At 48.0% G+C, this 17759-nt stretch carries 2 protein-coding genes (1 of these 2 cut by a window edge); both read left to right on the plus strand.

Annotated elements, in window-relative coordinates; all coding sequences use genetic code 11:
* The gene (locus tag ACL9RM_RS03275) at positions 1–11142 is read left to right on the plus strand and encodes an amino acid adenylation domain-containing protein (protein ID WP_414126196.1); all 11142 of its coding nucleotides are present in this window, start codon (positions 1–3) and stop codon (positions 11140–11142) included.
* Positions 11126–17759, plus strand: the beginning of a protein-coding gene (locus ACL9RM_RS03280; protein ID WP_414126198.1) for an SDR family NAD(P)-dependent oxidoreductase. Its footprint extends 13067 nt past the window's final position; 6634 of the gene's 19701 nt are visible here — the first part of the coding sequence; the start codon lies at positions 11126–11128; its stop codon lies beyond the right edge, outside the window. Before ACL9RM_RS03275 ends, ACL9RM_RS03280 begins: the two co-directional genes overlap by 17 nt.

The raw sequence follows: 17759 nt of genomic DNA on the forward strand, positions 1-17759 counted from the left end.
ATGATGCGAAAACATGACCAAACAGGGAACCTTGATATTCCGATCGCTTCTTTTATTGAAACTTGCCGTAAATTTCCTGAAAAGGAGTTATTTACGTTTGAGAAAGAAGGCCAGAGTCCTCAAATTCTTTCCGGAAATACGCTTCTACATCAAATACAGTCTTTGGGCAGTATCCTTTTGAAAGAACTGGCTGAGCAGGAACGGGCACTTCTTGTATTTCCTCAGGGCCTGGAATATATCAGCAGCATGCTGGCATGTTTTTATGCAAATATCGTGGCCATACCTACACCTATTACAGATTCGGAGCCAGATGAAAAAATCTTTGAGAAGATGATGCCTATTTATAAGGATTCCCAAGCCGTATGTATCATAACTAATACGGACTTCAAAGCATTTCTCCAAACACGGGAGGAGTTTAATTCAATCCGTATCCTGAATATTGATGAAATCTTTCAAGAAGACGCCGTTAACGTTGACATAGAAATGAGAATGCCAGTACCGCAGGATACTGCTCTTTTGATGTATACATCGGGCTCAACATCCTTGCCAAAAGGTGTAATCCTTAGTCACAGCTGCTTGATGAATCAGGCCAAGGCTGAGCAATGGAGAATTGACCGGAATAGTCGTGTTGTTTCCTGGACGCCGCAATTTCATGCTTTTGGACTGCATAACAATATTTTAGTCCCACTTTTAAACGGGGCATCGAGCATTATTCTCCCGCCAGAAAGCTTCGCTAAAAATCCGGAAAATTGGATTCATATGATGGACAAGTATCAGGCTACCCATACGGCAGCGCCAAATTTTGCGTTCGATTATTGCTGCTCCACACTGGACATCGCTTCAATTAAGCAATATTCACTTCGCCATCTCCAAGCGATTATATGTGCAGGTGAGCCCATTCGGAAGGAAACTTACGAGAACTTCATCCATAAATTCCGGGCATTAGGGCTACGAGAGGATATATTTTGTCCCCTCCTTGGCTTATCGGAGCTGTGCCCCGTCGCCAGTATAAAACCAGGTCAGTCGATGAGATTCCTTAATTTAGATATCCCTAGCTTGGAGCAACGAAGAGTCCAATACACGGATGAGAAGAACAAATCGAAGTCCGTAGTGAGCTGTGGGGAGATTGAAGATCCGACGCAAATACGAATTGTTCATCCTGAAAGACATACACAATGCTTACCGGAGGAAGTCGGCGAGATTTGGATTAAATCCGCACGGATGGCAGAGGGATATTTAAACAGGAAGGAAGAAACGAATAGCACTTTTGAAGTAGCCCTTTCCGATACAAAAGAAGGCGGCTTTTTTCGTTCCGGGGACCTTGGCTTCATTGCGGATAATCATATCTATGTCATCGGCAGAGAGAAGGAAGTCATCATTATTCGTGGCAAAAATCATCATCCCGTCGATATTGAATGGACCATTCAAAAGAATATGCCAGAGTTGACCTTGCCCATCGCTGTATTTTCCTCTGAAATCAATGGTCAGGAAAAAGTAATCGTCGTACAGGAAATTGAAGCGCCCCTTCATGAGCAGGGATATAAACGGTTGGTCGAAAACATACTGAATGCCGTATCCAATACGCATCAACTTGAAATTTACGATATCTATTTGCTGCTTAAGGGAAGTATACCCAAAACGGGAAGTGGGAAAATCCAAAGAAAGATCTGCCGCAATGCTTATATCAAACAAGAGCTTCAAGCACTTTATCAATATCGGAGTGCGTTCTCACCATCACATTCGAATATGGAAGAATCCGCTGCAGAAAACCATGACGCTACCATAAATGCCATTTCGTTGGTTCAGTCGAAGATTCAGGAGTATATAGTGCAATTTTTGTGTTGGGAACTGAATCTCAAGCACGAGGAAATGAATTTGAATACAAATCTTCATGGTTATGGTATCGATTCTATTCTTGTCATGAAGCTTATACGCGGCCTTGAGAAGTCCTATCCGATCAAGGTTAAAGCAAGAGAAATTTTAGAGAACCCGACGATTCAACTATTATCGGCATATTTAGCCCAAAAGGTTGAAGAAGATAAATCCACTGTACAGGTCAATACTGAGAAAAATTCGCTCAGTTTCCGAAGGAATCCGCTTTCTGAAGTTCAGAAAGGGTTGTGGCTATTACATAAAATGTCCCCTGAGATGAATGCTTACAATATACCAATATGCCTCCGGTTTAATACGAAGATTGAGATTGAGAGCATTAAACGGGCTTTTCACATCGTTTTAGAACAGTATCCTATTTTAAAAAGTGTGATTGAAGAGGAAAATGGGATACCTTATCAAAAGCTGCAGCCCACGCAGCCGCTTCATGTGCAAGTGGAGGATATTTCAGCCTTGGAAGTAGATAAGATTATTCCATTTATTAGCAATAAAGCAAAGCAACCATTCATGCTGGAACAGGATCCTTTGATGCGTATTTATGTTATGTCCAGATCTGAACAGGAACATTTCATACTGGTTGTCATCCACCATATTATTTTTGATGGAAGTTCTTTCGGCATGTTTATACAAAGCTTTTTAGATGCCTATAAGAACGTGGTACAGGGAAAGACATCGACAGTGTTGCCACCCGCAGCGAGCTACGGCGATTTTGTTAAATGGGAGCAAACGATGTTAGCGAGTGCAGAAGGGGAGAAGTATCGTTCCTACTGGACACAACAGCTGTCAGGTGCTTTACCAACCCTGGAGCTGCCATATGACCGCTCTGGTTTTCCGGCTCAAAGCATGGAAGCACAAACATATTCCAAGCCGCTTCCGCTTAAATGGGTCAAACGAGTAAAGTCTTTTGCCCAAGCGCAATATACGAGCTTGTCTACAGTCTTGTTAGGTATGTATACGGTATTGCTTAACCAGTATTCGGGACAGGAAGATATCATTGTTGGAATGCCAGTTATGGTGCGCCCGGAGCAGCGTTTTGATAATTTAATCGGCTATTTTGTCAATATGCTTCCAATACGGAGTCGGGTATCGGAAACAGAGACATTCCTGGATTTCATGAAAAAATTGCAGCTGACAGTAGTCGATGGAATGGATCATGCCTCGTATCCTTTTCCGGCTCTGGTCCGAGAATTGAATGTGCCGCGGATACAGACGAGCTCACCTGTTTTCCAAGCAGCCTTTTCTTATCAAAACTTCCTTCCAACTTCAAGCTTTCGGCAACTTTGCAAGCCATATAAAGATATCTTTTTCGTCGAATTGGTTGAAGAAATTCACCAGGAAGGCGAATACGAGTTGGTATTGGAAATGCAAGAGCAGGAAGAGGAAATGATATTAAATATCAAATATCGCTCCAATTTGTTCGATCATTCAACCATCATACAGATGGCAGAGCGTTATATAGAATTAGCGGAAGCACTTATGGAGAATCCCACTTGGCCCTTGGAGGAGCATTCATTACTTTTACCAGAGGAAAAGGACATCATCCTTAATGACTGGAATGCTACCGGAACAAGTTATCCTGATAAATGCTTTCCTGAATTATTCACAAAACAGGCAAGAAAAACACCTGAAGCTATTGCAGTTGTATATGAAAAGGAATCGCTTACCTATGGGGAACTAAAAGAAAAGAGCACTTTGCTGGCCTTATATTTGCAGAAACATGGGGTAACTCCTGATACTCTTGTGGGGATTTGCATGGAACGTTCTTTAGATATGGTGATTGGGCTGTTGGGAATCCTGATGGCCGGTGGAGCCTACGTGCCGCTCGATCCGGAATATCCGGAGGACCGATTGGAGTATATGCTACAGGATTCCAAAGTTTCACTGGTCATTACGCAATCGGGGTTGTTGGAGAAAGTGTCACGTTTGGAAGGGAACAACGTTAGCTGTATTGTCCTTGATAAAGATTGGGATCATCTGAAAAGTGATGTGAAGGGTAGAAAGACAATCAAACGGGAAGTACAACCTAACCATTTGGCATATGTGATATATACCTCTGGAAGTACAGGGAAACCCAAGGGGGTCATGATTCCACATAAAGCGTTGACCAACTTCCTTATTTCCATGGGAGAGCAGCCCGGTTTAACAGAGCAGGACAAACTACTTGCAGTGACAACCTATTGCTTTGATATAGCGGGACTGGAATTATATCTGCCTTTGATTAAGGGGGCTCAATGCTATATTTGCAGCTCCAAAAACATAAAGGATACCGAAAGACTTAAGCGGGAAATTCAAAGAATAAAACCGACAATCATGCAAGCCACTCCTGTGACTTGGACCCTGCTCTTTCAAGCCGGCTGGAAGAACGAAGAGAACATGAAAGTTCTCTGCGGAGGGGAAGCCCTTTCGGAAACGTTGAAATCTTATTTTGTTCATAACAGCTGTGACGCATGGAATATGTTCGGTCCGACTGAAACCACAATTTGGTCTACAGTTCAAAAGATCGACGCAGATAAGCCTATTTCGATCGGTAAGCCTATCGCAAACACCCAGATTTACATTTTGGACAAACATCTTAGACCTGTGCCTGTCGGTCTTCCGGGAGAGCTTTTTATTTCGGGCAGCGGATTGGCCAGAGGCTATTGGAACCAGCCAGAGCTTACGGCTGAAAAGTTCATAGACAACCCATTCAATCCGGAAACTAAGCTCTACAGAACTGGAGATTTATGCAGGTGGCTTTCGGACGGCTCTATTGAGTATGTGGGACGGATGGATTATCAAGTGAAAATTCGCGGGTTTCGGATCGAGCTAAGTGAAATTGAAGGTCAGGTCAGAACATATCCAGGAATCGATGATTGTATCGTGATTGCCAAGGAACAGGGGGGGAATAAGCAGCTTGTTGCCTACTGTTCGCTGAACAATTCCGAGTCCGGTAAGCCTCCTCTCGATCCGAAGGAAGTGCGAAACTATTTAAAAACTTTCTTGCCCTATTATATGATACCCGCATTTTTTATAGAGCTAGATAAGCTGCCTTTGACCCCTAATGGGAAAATAGATCGAAAAGAATTAATGAATCGCAGGATCGAGTTAGCAACAACAAGAAAGATCCACTTACCACAATCGGATGTTGAACATCAAGTTCTAACGGTATGGAAAAAACTTCTGAATGTTGATGATCTAAGTACAGATGATGCTTTCTTTGACGTAGGTGGGAATTCTTTTTCAGCAGCAGAGATGATCGGAAGGGTCAAGGAATTGTTGGAATGCGATATTTCGGTGACAGCATTGTTCAAGTATCCGACAGTTAAGGAACTCAGTGCCTATATTACAGAAACAAGAAGCGAGAATGTTGATTCTCAAACGGAACAATCACATACACCGGAACAAACAGATACTGCTGAGAATACAGCCTTACCGAAAATGGATTCAGGCGAAGACGACCTCAAGCCACCCTACCCAGATTATTTCGAGGATAGTCTCGCAATTATAGGGATTTCATGTCATTTTCCGGGGGCCAAAAACCATGCCGAGTTTTGGAGCAATTTGAGGGCAGGGGTAGAGAGTGTTCGCTTCTTTTCCGAGGAAGAATTGGTTGGATTAGGGCTGGAAAAAGAAATCGTCGGTAATCGAGGCTATGTTCCCGGACGATGCACGATTGAAGGAAAAGAGTATTTCGACCCTGAGTTTTTCAGTTTATCACAGAAAAATGCAGAGTTTATGGATCCTCAAATGAAATTGCTGTTGCAGCATTCATGGAAAGCCGTTGAGGATGCTGGCTATATTAGCAAAGAAATTCCTGATACCAGTGTGTTTATGTCGGCAAGCAACAGCTTCTATCAAGCATTTATTCCCAATTTGGCATCGCAATCGCCTAATGTCCTGAAGAACGCGGATGAATATGTAACCTGGATCTTAGCACAGGGTGGGACAATTCCTACTATGATCTCTCATAAATTAGGATTTAAAGGTCCGAGTCTGTTTGTGCACTCGAACTGCTCTTCCTCAATAGTCGGATTGCGTCTGGCTTCGCAAAGCCTGCTATCCGGTGAAGCCAAGTACGCTTTAGTCGGAGCATCCACGATCTTTCCTTTCACCAGTTTAGGCTATGTGCATCAACCCGGCTTGAATTTCTCCAGTGATGGACATATTAAAGCCTTTGACGAGTCGGCAGATGGGATGATTGGCGGAGAAGGGGTCGGGGTTGTTCTACTGAAGAAAGCGACAGATGCCGTTAGAGACGGTGACCATATTTATGCGCTTTTACGGGGAGTAGGTGTGAACAACGATGGAACCGACAAATTAGGGTTTTATGCCCCAAGTGTCAAAGGTCAGGCTGAAGTTATTCAGAAGACGATAGAATCAACCCGAATTCATCCCGAATCTATCAGTTATATCGAGACGCATGGAACCGGAACAAAATTGGGCGATCCTGTTGAATTTGCTGCCTTAAATGAAACGTACAGGCAGTATACGACCAAAAAACAATTTTGCGGTATTGGTTCGGTCAAAACCAATATCGGGCATCTGGATACTGCAGCAGGTTTGGCGGGGTGCATTAAAGTTGCTTTAAGCCTATACCATAATGAGATTCCTCCTTCGCTTAATTACGAAAAACCAAACTCTGATATCCATTTGCCCGATTCACCCTTTTATGTTGTTGATCGTCTCCAAAAATGGGAGAAGGCGTCGGCTCCTCACCGGGCGGCGTTAAGCTCCTTTGGAATAGGCGGAACTAACGCTCATGCCATATTTGAACAATTTGTAGCCAATGCTGAATCAGAACGATTTAAAGATCATTCTGTGAACGAAGATGCTGTCTATCTGATTCCATTATCTGCAAGGCATCATCATCGGCTTAAAGTGTATGCACAAGAGCTTTCAGATTTTTTGATAGCTTCTGAAGACATTAATTTGTCGGATGTATCCTTTACGCTTCAGACAGGACGAATGGCAATGAAAAACCGGGTAGCTTTTATCGTAAAGAATACGAGCGAGCTGGTACAAAAGCTCCAATCGTTCACGAATGAACAAGCACATATCGAGAACTGCTGGAGGGGAGAAAACAATCAGTCAAAAGATTCAGTGCAATTATTTGAACAGGAAGAAGTTTTCAAGGAATTAATGAGCAAATGGATTGCAAATCGTGAAATGAACAAGCTGGCAGAGTTGTGGGCCAAAGGCTTCTATATAGATTGGCGATTGCTATATTCCAATGTCATACCGAAAAGAATAAGTCTACCTACGTATCCTTTTGCACAGGAGCGTTGTTGGGCTCCAGAGGTTGAGGCCAGAGCAGTAAGAACCGAAACAGCGAAAGCGCCAGCGGTTACAAGTAGCTGTACACTGCTATTTGAGCCTACATGGAAAAATCAGGATGTACCGCTGGAAGCCGAAGTCCCTGCCTATGATCGGCGAATGGTCTTGCTTTGTGAGCCAGACGAAGCTTTGCACGAGCGACTCGAAGCGAGTTTGAACGGAGCTGTGCAGGTGCTTGCCTGTCGATCCGGGAAGAGCCGGATTGATGAACGGTTCCAGGCCTATGCTATTCAGGCCTTTGAGGGCATTCAAAGTATACTCAAAGACAAGCCTGAGGGGAGGGTGCTGGTCCAAATTGTGGTGCGGAACGCCGGGGAAGGACGGCTCTTTTCGGGACTTTCGGGACTGTTGAAGACAGCCCGGCTGGAAAACCCGAAATTCATCGGGCAGCTGATCGAAGTGGAACAGGGAGAACAGGCGGAAGGCATCCTGGCGAAGCTGGAGGACAACAGTCGAAGCCCGATGGATGGCTGGATTCGCTATGAGGAAGGTCAACGGAAGACCGCTTGCTGGAGCAGGCTTGAAACATCTGGGCAAAAAGAGGAGCTTCCATGGAGAGATAGTGGGGTCTATCTGATCACCGGCGGCTCCGGCAGTCTGGGGCTGCTGGTTGCAGAAGAGATTACGCGGCAGACGCAAGCAGCGACCTTCATTTTGACGGGGCGGTCGCCGCTGGACCGAGACAAGCAGACGAAGCTGCAGGAGCTGGAAGCTTCAGGGGCCAGCGTGGTGTACAGGCAAGGCGATATCACCGACAGGAAGACGGTTATCGATTTACTGGACAGCATCGAGCAGGAATATGGACGTGTCCATGGGATTATCCACTGTGCAGGGATGATTCAAGATAACTTCATCATCAAGAAAACAAGGGAAGAATTTATAGAGGTGCTGGGACCGAAGGTAAGCGGACTAGCCCATCTGGATGAGGCGAGCAGCGGTCAGGACCTGGACTTCTTCGTGCTCTTTTCTTCCATATCGGGCAGCCTGGGCAATCCGGGACAGGCTGATTATGCGACCGCCAATGCCTTTATGGACGCATACGCCGAATATCGGAATGCCCTGGTAGGGGCCAAGCAACGGCGGGGGCAGACGTTATCCATCTGCTGGCCGCTATGGAAAGAGGGCGGAATGCGGATCGATGCGGATTCGGAACAGATCATGACGCAAAACATGGGCATTACAGCCATGCAGACTCGGTCGGGAATGAGGGCGTTGTACCAAAGCTTGGCCTCCGGTAAGGAGCAGGTAATGGTCTTGGAGGGGGAACCTGAGAATATTGAGGCCTACCTGGCGAAAGCTGTTTCACAAGCCGGTGTCCGTGCCATTCAGGCAGTACCTAACCAAGCAAGCGTACCTATGCTGGATGCAGGCTTGCTCTACGACAAAACCTTGCATTGTCTCAAGGTACTGTTTGGAGAGGTGACCCGGCTGAGCGTCGGCAGCATTGAAACCAATGAACCGCTGGAAACCTATGGAATCGACTCAATCATGATTACCCAGCTGAATGCCAAGCTGGCGGGCTTTTTGGGAGAACTGTCCCAGACGCTGTTTTATGAGTACCAGACCTTGCGCGCCTTGACGGAATATTTTGTGGCAGAATACCCGCAGGAGTGTATGCAGTGGGCCGGGATGAGCCATGACATACAGCCTGCGGAGGAAACAGTTGCGGCACCGCTGTATGTCGAAGAAGAAGCCGTGCCATCTGCGGCAAAGGCGGCAGCGAAGCCCGTCCGAAGCTTGGCGGGGTCTGCTCCTGCGGAAATGCGTGAACCGATAGCGATCATTGGAATGGCTGGAAAGTATCCCTGGTCCAGGGACATGAACGAATATTGGGAAAATCTAAAAGCAGGGAAGGACTGTGTCACCGAAATCCCGCGTGAGCGTTGGACGCTGGAAGGGTTCTTCCATCCTGATCCACAGGAAGCGGTGGTGAATGCAAAAAGCTACAGCAAATGGGGGAGCTTTATCGAAGGATTTGCAGAATTCGATCCGCTGTTTTTCAATATTTCGCCACGGGAAGCACTCGGTATGGACCCGCAGGAAAGGCTGTTCATTGAAGCCTGCTGGGAAGCACTGGAGGACGCGGGCTACACCCGGGAACAGCTTGCGGTGCGGCATAACCGCCGGGTAGGCGTATTTGCCGGAATTACTAAGACGGGCTACGAACTCTATGGGCCGGAATTATGGAAAAAGGGAGCGCAAATATTTCCCCAAATATCCTTTAGTTCGGTAGCGAATAGGATTTCGTACCTCTTTAATTTGCAAGGGCCAAGCATGCCGATCGATACGATGTGTTCGTCCTCGTTGACCGCAATTCATGAAGCCTGTGAGCATCTGTACCGCGGAGAATGCGAAATGGCTATTGCAGGCGGAGTAAATCTCTATCTCCATCCGCTCAGTTATGTGGGACTTTGCGCCAACCACATGCTGTCAGCAGACGGACAGTGCAAGAGCTTCGGCAAAGGAGGCAATGGGTTTGTCCCTGGAGAAGGCGCGGGGGTCGTCCTATTAAAGCCGCTGTCCAAGGCGATCGCTGATAGGGACCTTATCCATGCGGTGATCCGGGGGACAAGCATTAACCATGGAGGTAAGACCAACGGCTATACAGTGCCGAACCCGACAGCCCAAGGGGAACTGATCCGGGCGGCACTGGAGCGAGCGGGGGTACACGCGCGGACAGTCAGCTATATTGAAGCCCACGGGACAGGCACGGAGCTGGGAGACCCGATTGAAGTGACGGGTCTGACCCAGGCATTCAGGAAGGATACGCCGGATACGGGATTCTGCGCCATAGGCTCTGTGAAGTCCAACATCGGACATCTGGAGGCGGCAGCGGGCATCGCCGGGGTGGGGAAAATCATCTTGCAGATGAAAAACCGGACGCTGGTTCCCAGCCTGCATGCCCAAGAATTGAATCCGAACATCCATTTCGGTCAGACGCCGTTCGTCGTCCAGCAGGAGCTGGGGGAATGGAGACGGCCGGTGGTTGAGATCGATGGAGAGACGCGGGAATATCCGAGGATTGCCGGGATTTCATCGTTTGGAGCGGGAGGCTCCAATGCACATGTCATCATCGAAGAGTACATTGCGGAAGAGAAGGTGCCCATGAGCGTTACGGCTCAGAAGTCTGTGATCATCGTATTGTCAGCCAAAAATGAAGAACGACTGAAAAAGCAGGCTGAGAGAATGCTAGCCGTTATGCGGGAAGGACAGCTCAGCGAAAGCAGTCTGGCCGATGTGGCCTACACGCTGCAGGTGGGACGCGAAGCCATGGAAGAACGGCTGGCAGTGATTGCAGGGTCCATGCAGGAGCTGGTGGATAAGCTGGAAGGATTCCTGGAAGGACGAGACGGAATCCCTGAGTTGTACCGGGGCCAGGTCAAACGGAATAAGGAGGCGCTGACGGCGCTGGTAGAAGATGAAGACATGGAGAGAATGATTGCTGCCTGGATAGGGAAAAGGAAATATTCGAAGGTTGTTGATCTCTGGGTCAAGGGACTGGCAATGGATTGGAACCTGCTTTATGGGGATGCCAAGCCGCGGCGAATTAGCCTGCCGGCCTATCCTTTTGCGAGGGAGCGGTACTGGATCACGGATATTAAAACTAAATCGCCTTCCATTGAATCTGCAGATGCTGTAAAGCCAACAGATTCGTTCATTGCCCAAAAGGCACTTGCCAAAACGGCAAATGTTTCGGAAATGAATAAGGAAGACATCGATGCTTCAAATCCCGAAGCTATTCCTTCGTATATCCAAAACATCCAGAGTCATATTTCTTCCAATGTAAAAATAAAGAAGATGCCGGATCTTTCTTATCTAGCGGATGCATACGAGACAATGTCCTCGACTACAGTCGACAGCAAAGCTTACTCGGAACAGGATGGAGCGACACGAGGGACTGAACGGGAATGGAGGCTTACAGATGAAGGAAATGAATGATATCTTATGCAGGCTGTTATGGAGCCATTTGCGCTTGATGGGATTATGTCCATATGCGCAAATGGAAAAGAAAGCTATGATCGCGGATTTTAAAACAAAAAACGGCTTACTGAATTTATACGATCGTTGGCTTGAAGAAAGCATAGAGATTTTGGTACGGAATCAGTATTTGTACTGCAATGGAGAGTCATATGGCGTAGCGGGTACTGCTTCGGTCGATTTGCAGGCTGTATGGAAGGAGTGGGAATGGAAGAAAGGGGCATGGCTGAAAAATCCGGATCTCTCAGCCTGGGTATTTTTGGTAGAATCGACCTTGCGCAAGCTGCCAGAAATTTTAACCGGGAAGATACCAGCCACCGATATCATTTTTCCTAATTCCTCCATGAAACTGGTAGAAGGTATATATAAGAACAGTCCTGCAGCGGATTACTTTAATGAAGTGCTGGGAGATATCGTAGTTTCCTATCTAAATGAGCGGATCAAGCATAACCCGTCGGTACCGATTCGAATCATTGAAATTGGTGCAGGCACTGGAGGTACTAGCGCTTTGGTCTTCCAGAAGCTCGAACCTTATCGGGAGCATATTCAAGAATATTGCTATACCGACAAATCCAGAGCATTTTTATTACATGCACAAAAAGAGTACGGTCCGAAAAGTCCTTACCTGACTTATCAGATTTTTAATGTGGAAGAGTCGGCTCAGGGACAAGATATTGATACAGGTGGATATGATATTGCGATTGCCACCAATGTATTGCACGCCACACGGAACATTCGCCAAACGTTACGCAATGTCAAAGCGGCGCTGCGAGAAAACGGTCTGATTCTTATAAATGAAATCAGCGGTAACTCTCTGTTAAACCATCTATCCTTTGGCCTTTTAGAGGGATGGTGGCTTTATAATGACCCGGAGCTGCGCATTCCAGGCTCTCCCGGGTTATATCCCGAAAGTTGGCAAAAGGTATTGGAAATGGAGGGTTTCCGGTCCGTTTTCTTCCCTGCTCAGGAAGCGCATGATATAGGTCAACAAATTATTGTGGCGGAAAGCGATGGTATGATTCGGAACAAACAGGAGCCTGAACACGACAAATCTCAAATGAAACAGCGTGACGAAGGAATTCGATCAGATATTGATGTAACAAGCGAGATGGCTGAAGAGTATGTCAAGGAGCTTATCGTAGGGAAACTGGTAGAGGCTTTGAATGTGGACTTTACTATGATTGATATTCATGAGTCATTCGCAGATTATGGGCTGGACTCCATTCTTGGCGTCAACTTTGTGCAGGCTGTCAATCAGGGGCTGGGGATTCATTTGCAAACTACCGACATCTTCGATTACAGTTCGGTAAAACAACTGACGTTATACATTTTAAGCCAATATGGAGATAAAGTTTCACAAGTCTTGGACCAGAGCGCTAATCCAATAGACAACATGGAAGATGCAAGTCGCGACATCCAAAAACCTAAAGACACGGATCATATTCTTCATCCCGTTGAAACGGCAAGTATATCCTTTGAGCAGGACAGACCCAATAAGAAGGATAAAGAGAAAGCTTTAACACCAAGGGAGCCCATTGCGATTATTGGAATGAGCGGGCGGTTTGCTGGATCAGATAATGTACATGAGCTTTGGAATCACCTTAAGAACGGTGACGATTTAGTGGAAGAGGTAACCCGGTGGGATCTTTCGAAATACCAGGAAAAACATGCAAGCTACTGCAATCACGGCAGTTTTTTGGGGGATATTGATAAGTTTGATCCGCTTTTTTTTAATATCTCAGGACTGGAAGCGACCTATATGGATCCGCAGCAGCGATTGTTTCTAGAGGAAGCGTGGCATGCTCTGGAGGATGCTGGCTATGCGGGGACAGGGATGGAGGGTCGTCGTTGTGGAGTGTATGTGGGCTGTGCCGAGGGAGATTACCAACAATTGCTGGGTGAAGACCTGCCTCCACAAGCGCTTTGGGGTCATATGGGTTCCGTGATACCCGCTAGAATCTCCTACTACTTGAATCTTCACGGACCAGCAATAGCTGTAGATACAGCTTGTTCCAGTTCGTTAGTTGCAGTTCATCTGGCCTGCCAAAGCTTATGGACCGGAGAAACGGATATGGCTTTAGCTGGTGGTGTCTATATTCATACGACTCCTCGCTGCTATTTATATGGTGACCGGGCAGGAATGCTGTCTCGCTCGGGACGCTGCTATACCTTTGATGATAGGGCAGATGGAATGGTTCCGGGAGAAGCGCTTGGCGCGATTGTGCTCAAGCGACTTCATGAAGCTGTTGCTGATGGAGACCACATCTATGGAGTGATTTTAGGCTCAGCAATCAACCAGGACGGCACCACGAATGGACTTACTGCGCCAAGCCAGAAATCTCAGGAGCGACTCGAGCAAAATGTATACGATACATTTCATATCCACCCAGAGCAAATCCAGATGGTGGAAGCACATGGAACTGGCACCAAATTGGGAGATCCCATTGAATATCAGGCACTGACTCGAACCTTTAGAAAGTATACCGACAAGAAGGAATATTGCGCCATAGGGTCCATTAAGACGAATATTGGCCATACGCAAATTGCGGCAGGAATTACGGGAATGATCAAACTGTTATTATCATTAAAGAATAAGCAAATTCCTCCTACACTTCATTTCCGGTCGGGCAATTCAAACATTCAGTTTGCGGATAGTCCTTTTTATGTCAATACGTATCTGCAGGACTGGGAAGTTGAGCCTGGAGTCAGACGCTGTGCAGCGGTCAGCTCCTTTGGTGCCAGCGGTACGAATGCTCATATGGTCATAGAAGAGGCTCCACAGACGGAACGGAGACATTCCGAAAAGCCAGGTTATTTCATTCCGTTGTCGGCACGGACTTCAAAACAATTACGCCAGCAGGTAGAGCAACTGCTCGCTTATTGTGAACAGGAACCTAAGGCGGATTGCGGTAATATGAGCTATACATTATTGCTTGGGAGAAAGCACTGTAATCATCGGCTTGCATGTGTTGCCCGTAATCAAGGCGAGCTTGTCATGTCCCTTAAAAAGTGGCTGGAAAAGGGCAGTGCTTCTCAAGTTTATCATTCTGAACTGCACGAAAAAGATCAACGCATACAAACATCTTTGAAAAGATACGGGGATGAATGTATTTACAATTGTCAAAACGCAAGCGATACCCGCGAGTATTTGGAGCTTTTGACTACGATTGCAGATCTGTATGTTCAGGGATATTCGTTAGACTTTGAGTGCTTGTTTTCAAATGAACAGTACTCTAGGATTCCATTGCCAACTTATCCTTTTGCAAAAGAGCAGTATTGGGCGCCTAGGAGTGAGGACGAAATTACAGGCGGCAGAGCGGCAGAGGGTGAACCAAAATTTACGGTCGCCAGAGCTGCGGAAGCGCCTGCCGTTACGAGTAGCCATACACTGCTATTTGAGCCTACATGGAAAAAGCAGGATGTACCGCTGGAAGCCGAAGTCACTGCCTATGATCGGCGAATGGTCTTGCTTTGTGAACCAGACGAAGCTTTGCACGAGCGACTTGAAGCGAGTTTGAACGGAGCTGTGCAGGTGCTTGCCTTTCGATCCGGGAAGAACCGGATTGATCAGCGGTTCCAGGGCTATGCTATTCAGGCCTTTGAGAGCATTCAAAGCATACTCAAAGACAAGCCTGAGGGGAGGGTGCTGGTCCAAATTGTGGTGCGGAACGCCGGGGAAGGACGGCTCTTTTCGGGACTTTCGGGACTGTTGAAGACAGCCCGGCTGGAAAACCCGAAATTCATCGGGCAGCTGATCGAAGTGGATCAGGGAGAACAGGCGGAAGGCATCCTGGCGAAGCTGGAGGATAACAGCCGTAGCCCGATGGATGGCTGGATTCGCTATGAGAACGGACAACGGACAATCGCTTGCTGGAGCAGGCTTGAAACATCTGGGCAAGAAGAGGGGCTTCCATGGAGAGACGGTGGGGTTTATCTGATTACCGGCGGCTCCGGCAGTCTGGGACTGCTGGTTGCAGAAGAGATTGCCCGGCAGACGCAAGCAGCGACCTTCATTTTGACGGGGCGGTCGCCGCTGGACCGAGACAAGCAGATGAAGCTGCAGGAGCTGGAGTCTTCAGGCGCCAGCGTGGTGTACAGGCAAGCGGATATCACCCATAGAAACACCGTTATCGGTTTATTGGACAGCATGCAGCAGGAATTTGGACGTGTCCATGGGATCATCCACTGCGCAGGGGTGATTCAAGATAATTTCATCATTAAAAAAACTAGTGAAGAATTTTTGGAGGTGCTGGGACCGAAGGTGAGCGGACTGGTCCATCTGGATGAGGCAAGCAGTGGCCAGAACCTAGACTTCTTTGTGCTCTTTTCTTCCATATCGGGCAGCCTGGGCAATCCGGGACAGGCTGACTATTCGACGGCCAATGCCTTTATGGACGCATACGCCGAATACAGGAATGCCCTAGTAGGGGCGAAGCAACGACGGGGGCAGACGTTATCCATCCGCTGGCCGCTTTGGAAAGAGGGCGGAATGCGGATTGATGCGGACACGGAACAGATCATGACGCAAAACATGGGTATTACAACCATGCAGACCCGATCGGGAATGAGGGCGTTGTATCAAAGCTTGGCCTCCGGCAAGGAGCAGGTGATGGTCATGGAAGGGGAGCCTGAGAAAATCGAGGCCTACTTGGCGAAAGGCGTCTCACAAGCCGGCGTCCGTGCCATCCAAGTAGCTATTTCTAATCAGGCAACCCCTAAGCTGGATGCAGGCCAGCTCTACGATAAAACCTTATATCGACTCAAGGTGCTTTTGGGAGAGGTGACTCGGCTGAGCGTCAGCAGCATCGAAGCCCATGAGCCGCTGGAGAGGTATGGAATCGACTCGATCATGATTACCCAGCTTAATGCCAAGCTGGCGGGCTTCTTTGGAGAGCTGTCCCAGACGTTGTTTTATGAGTACCAGACCTTGCACGCCTTGACGGAATATTTTGTGGCGGAATACCCGCAGGAGTGCATGCAGTGGACCGGAATAAGCCATGACATGCAGCCTGTAGAGGAAATACTTGCGGTACCGTTGTGCGCCGAGGAAGAAGCCGTGCCGGCTGCGGCAAAGGCGGCAGCGAAGCCTGTCCGAAGCTTGGCTGGGTCTGCCCCTGCGGAAATGCGTGAGCCGATAGCGATCATTGGGATGGCTGGAAAGTATCCTTGGTCCAGGGACATGAACGAATATTGGGAAAATCTAAAAGCAGGGAAGGACTGTGTCACCGAAATCCCCAGTGAGCGTTGGACGCTGGAAGGGTTCTTCCATCCTGATTCACAGGAAGCGGTGGCGAATGGAAAAAGCTACAGCAAGTGGGGTGGTTTTATTGAAGGATTTGCGGATTTCGATCCGCGCTTTTTCAATATTGCGCCACGAGAAGCACTCGGTATGGACCCGCAGGAAAGGCTGTTCATTGAAGCCTGCTGGGAAGCACTGGAGGACGCGGGTTACACCCGAGAACAGCTTGCGATGCGGCATAACCGTCGGGTAGGCGTATTTGCCGGAATTACCAAAACGGGTTTCGATCTATACGGACTGGATTTATGGAGAAAAGGAACGCAAATATACCCTCACACATCCTTTAGTTCAGTGGCCAACAGGATTTCGTATCTCTTTAATTTGCAAGGGCCAAGCATGCCAATCGATACGATGTGTTCGTCCTCGTTGACCGCGATTCATGAAGCCTGTGAGCATCTGTACCGCGGAGAATGCGAAATGGCTATTGCAGGCGGAGTAAATCTCTATCTCCATCCGCTCAGTTATGTGGGACTTTGCGCCAACCACATGCTGTCAGCAGACGGGCAGTGCAAGAGCTTCGGCAAAGGAGGCAATGGGTTTGTCCCTGGAGAAGGCGCGGGGGTCGTCCTATTAAAGCCGCTGTCCAAGGCGATCGCTGATGGGGACCTCATCCATGCGGTGATCCGGGGGACAAGCATTAACCATGGAGGTAAGACCAACGGCTATACGGTGCCGAACCCGACAGCCCAAGGGGAACTGATCCGGGCGGCCCTGGAGCGAGCGGGGGTCCATGCGCGGACGGTCAGCTATATTGAAGCCCACGGGACAGGCACGGAGCTGGGAGACCCGATTGAAGTGACGGGTCTGACCCAGGCATTCAGGAAGGATACGCCGGATACGGGATTCTGCGCCATAGGCTCTGTGAAGTCCAACATCGGACATCTGGAGGCGGCAGCGGGCATCGCTGGGGTGGGGAAAATCATCTTGCAGATGAAAAACCGGACGCTGGTTCCCAGCCTGCATGCCCAAGAATTGAATCCGAACATCCATTTCGGTCAGACGCCGTTCGTCGTCCAGCAGGAGCTGGGGGAATGGAGACGGCCGGTGGTTGAGATCGATGGAGAGACGCGGGAATATCCGAGGATTGCCGGGATTTCATCGTTTGGAGCGGGAGGCTCCAATGCACATGTCATCATCGAAGAGTACATTGCGGAAGAGAAGGTGCCCATGAGCGTTACGGCTCAAAAGCCTGCAATCATCGTATTGTCAGCCAAAAATGAAGAACGACTGAAAAAACAGGCCGAGAGAATGCTAGCCGTTATGCGGGAAGGACAGCTCA

The sequence above is a fragment of the Paenibacillus sp. S29 genome (assembly GCF_049319765.1).
GTDB classification, from domain to species: domain Bacteria; phylum Bacillota; class Bacilli; order Paenibacillales; family Paenibacillaceae; genus Paenibacillus; species Paenibacillus polymyxa_B.

Coding starts and splice junctions, on each gene's coding strand:
- ACL9RM_RS03275 (WP_414126196.1), top strand. CDS start 1: ATGATGCGAAAACATGACCAAACAGGGAACCTTGATATTCCGATCGCT.